Here is a 2,542-nt window from a genome sequence, read left to right as displayed (position 1 = left end):
GGCCGGGTTGACCGTGATCCCGACGGTCTTGGCGCCGGCGGCGCGCAGCGCGCGGGCCGCCAGGCCGTGCCCGAGCAGCAGATGGTGTACGGCGGCGAAGGCCGCCCCCGCGTCCTGCTCGCCGGGGGCGTGCACCCCGTTGCCGTAGCCGAGGTAGGACGAGCACCACGGCTCGTTGAGCGTGGTCCAGGTGGGGATCCGGTCGCCGAGGCGGGTGTGCACCGCCGTGGCGTACGTGGCGAAGTGCTCGGCGGTCTCCCGGTTGGTCCAGCCGCCCCGGTCCTGGAGGGCCTGCGGCAGGTCCCAGTGGTAGAGCGTGACGATGGGGTCGATGCCCCGGGCCAGCAGCGCGTCGGTCAGCCGGTCGTAGAAGTCCAGGCCGCGTGGGTTGACCGGGCCGGTGCCGTCCGGCTGGATCCGGGGCCAGGCCACCGAGAAGCGGTACGCCCGCAGCCCCAGCTCCGCCATCAGCGCGACGTCGTCGGCGTACCGGTGGTAGTGGTCGCAGGCCACGTCGCCGGTGTGCCCGTGGTGGACCTTGCCCGGCGTACGGCTGAAGGTGTCCCAGATCGACGGGCCGCGGCCGTCGTCGGTGGCCGCGCCCTCGATCTGGTACGCGGCGGTGGCCGCCCCCCAGACGAAGTTGTCGGGGAATCGCAGAGTGCTCACGCCTTGACCGCACCTTCCATGATGCCGCCGATGATCTGGCGGCCGAACAGGACGAAGACCAGCAACAACGGGAGGGTGGCGATGGCTGTCCCCGTGAACACCTGCGACATGTCCGTGTAGTACCCGTCGGACAGGGTGCGCAGGGCCAGCTGCACGGTCGGGTTCTCCGGGTCGTTGAGGACAGCGTACGGCCAGAGGAAGTCGTTCCAGGTCGTCATGAACGTGAGCAGCCCGAGTACGGCGGCGGCCGGGCGCAGCGCCGGCAGCACCACGTTCCAGTAGATCCGCGCCGTGTTGCAGCCGTCCACCCGGGCCGCCTCGATCAGCTCGTTGCTGACCGCCTGGCCGGCGTACTGCCGCATCATGAACACCCCGAAGCCGGTGACCAGCGCCGGCACGATCACGGCCGGCAGCCGGTCGTTCCAGTTCAGCTTCGTCATCAGCAGGTAGAGCGGGATGACGCCGAGCTGGGTGGGCACCATCATCGTCGCGATGATCACCATGAGCAGCGCGTTGCGCCCCCGGAACCGCAGCTTGGCGAAGGCGAACCCGGCCAGGGTGGAGAAGAAGACCACCGAGACCGTGACCGTGGTCGCCACGATCGCCGAGTTGACCAGGCCGGCGACGAAGTACGCGTCGGTGTTGTTGAGCAGCCGGGACACGTTCGCGCCGAAGTTGCCGCCGGGGGTGACCGGGGGCGGCAGCTGGCCCATGGCGTCGTTGGAGCGGCTCGCCACCACGAACATCCAGTAGATCGGGAAGATCGACAGGACCCCGGCGGCGATCAGCGCGGCGTAGGTGAGCCGGCTGGCGGCCCAGAGTCGGGTCATCGCGCTCCCTCCTTGGACTTCGCGTCCCCCTTCGGGGGCTTCGCGCCGCCGAGCCGGCGCAGGAGCAGCACGTTGATCGCCGCGACGACCGCGATCAGCGCGAAGAGCAGCCACGCCACCGCCGAGCCGTACCCGAAGTTGTAGTGGGGCGCGAAGGCGTTCTCGAACATGTACATGGTCACGGTCTGCGACTCCCGTAGCGTCCCGCCCCGGATCGGGTTGGTCCCGGAGTGGAACAGCCGGGGCTCGGTGAAGAGCTGGAGCCCGCCGATGGTGGAGATGATGACGGTGAAGATGATCGTCGGCTTGAGCAGCGGCACGGTGATCGACCAGAACTGCCGCGCCCGGCCGGCCCCGTCGATCGCGGCCGACTCGTACAGGTCGCGTGGGATGGCCTGCATCGCCGCCAGGAAGATCAGTGCGTTGTAGCCGGTCCACCGCCAGTCGACCATGGTGGAGATGGCCACCCAGGACGCGAACCGGTTCGACTTCCACGCGATCGCGTCGATGCCGACCAGGTCGAGCAGCCAGTTGACCATGCCGAACTCGCGACCGAAGAGCACCCCGAAGACGATCGCGACCGCGGCGGTCGAGGTGATGTTCGGGATCAGCACCGCCATCCGGAACGTCGTGCGGGCCCGCAGCTGCCGGTTGAGCAGGTTGGCCAGCCAGAGCGCGGCCAGCAGCTGCGGGATGGTGGAGATGACGAAGATGCCGAGGGTGTTGACGACCGCGTGCCAGAAGTCGGCGTCGGCCAGCAGCCGGCTGTAGTTCTCCAGCCCGACGAACGGGTGGTCGCTGCCGAGCAGGTCCCAGTCGTGCAGGGAGACCCAGAAGGTGTAGATCAGCGGATACGCCCCGAACACCCCGAAGAGCACGAAGAACGGGGCGATGAACAGGTAGGGCGAGTACTTCGTGTCGAGGCGGCTGAACCGCATCGCCGGCGGGCGCCGGCCGGTGCGGGGCGCCGGTGCGACCGGCGGACGCGCGTCGAGCTGGACGGTCATGCCCGGACCACTCCTTTCCCGGGTGCGGGCGGGACC

The 2,542-nt window shown here is 69.5% G+C and carries 3 protein-coding genes; all 3 read right to left on the bottom strand.

Annotation, left to right across the window (positions count from 1 at the left end):
- Window positions 1-669 (bottom strand): family 1 glycosylhydrolase (locus AB0B91_RS64945; protein ID WP_358342979.1); only part of this gene is annotated, 669 nt, incomplete at its 3' end.
- Window positions 666-1,499 (bottom strand): carbohydrate ABC transporter permease, encoded by an 834-nt coding sequence (locus AB0B91_RS64940; protein ID WP_088998202.1) that lies wholly within the window; start codon window positions 1,497-1,499, stop codon window positions 666-668. The genes AB0B91_RS64945 and AB0B91_RS64940, both read right to left, overlap by 4 nt.
- Window positions 1,496-2,437, bottom strand: a complete 942-nt coding sequence (locus AB0B91_RS64935; RefSeq protein ID WP_358342980.1) for a sugar ABC transporter permease — start codon at window positions 2,435-2,437, stop codon at window positions 1,496-1,498. The genes AB0B91_RS64940 and AB0B91_RS64935 overlap by 4 nt, the downstream gene beginning before the upstream one ends.
- Between the last annotated feature and the right edge of the window lie 105 nt (window positions 2,438-2,542).

It is taken from the genome of Nonomuraea sp. NPDC049141 (assembly GCF_040648415.1).
GTDB lineage: Bacteria > Actinomycetota > Actinomycetes > Streptosporangiales > Streptosporangiaceae > Nonomuraea.
Note: the sequence above shows the minus strand (reverse complement) of the source record. Positions and strands in the feature narration are given on the sequence as shown.